The organism is Streptomyces chiangmaiensis, from assembly GCF_036281785.1.
Lineage (GTDB): Bacteria > Actinomycetota > Actinomycetes > Streptomycetales > Streptomycetaceae > Streptomyces > Streptomyces chiangmaiensis.
In genome coordinates this window covers 1-852 of record NZ_JAYWVC010000651.1, presented here as the reverse complement: position 1 = coordinate 852, position 852 = coordinate 1, and the positions used below count along the sequence as shown (strand labels likewise).

Genomic DNA, 852 nt, shown 5'->3' with positions numbered 1-852 from the left:
CTAGTTCTTCTGCAGGGTGCGAGTGACGGCGCTGGATCGCTTGCTCAGCCCAGATGGTTTTTCCTTGCTGACCGTAGCGGCTGCCCCAGCGGGTGGTGAGCTGAGCGACGAGGAAGAGGCCGCGGCCTCCCTCATCGCTCCAGCGGGCTCGGCGCATGCGCGGCTGGGTGTTGCTGGGATCGGTGACTTCGCAGACCAGCACATCCTCGCGGATGAGTCGCAGCCCTACCGGGCCTCCGGCGTAGCGGACGGCATTGGTGACCAATTCGCTGACGATGAGTTCGGTGGTGAACGCGAGGTCGTCGAGGCCCCAGGTGGTCAGCTGGCGGGCAGCAGCCTCACGAGCGTGTGCGATGACGGCCGGGTCCGCGGGGAACTCCCAGCTCACGGTGTTCTTCGCAGGCACAGCTCGTGTGCAAGCCAGCAGAAGGGCGATGTCATCGCGGGGCGGGGTTTCACCCGGGTCGGCCAGGAGGGCGCGGCCGGTCTCGACCAGGGAGTGGTCAGGGCCGGAGTGCGTCGTGAGATTCTCCGTCAGCCGCCGCATGCCGGCCTCGATGTCGTCATCGCCGCGTCTGATGAGGCCGTCGGTGTAGAGGGCGAGGAGGCTGCCGGGCTGCAGGTCGACGGTGGTGGTCTCGAACGGCATGCTATCGACGCCCAGGGGCGGGCCGGGGGAGATCTCGAGGAGTTGGGTGGTGCCGTCGGGCCGAGCCAGTACGGGCGGCGGGTGGCCGGCGCTGGCCAGGACGCAGGTGCAGGCCGCCGGGTCGTAGACCGCGTACAGGCAGGTGGCGCCGATGGTGTCCCATTCTCCCGTGGTCTCGGCCGCGAGGCGGTGGACGAGGTCAT

1 protein-coding gene is annotated in these 852 nt (G+C 68.9%); it reads right to left on the bottom strand.

The window, feature by feature from the left end; genetic code table 11:
- On the bottom strand, positions 1-852 hold an 852-nt coding region (locus tag VXC91_RS46210; RefSeq protein WP_329513304.1), incomplete at both ends, for an ATP-binding SpoIIE family protein phosphatase.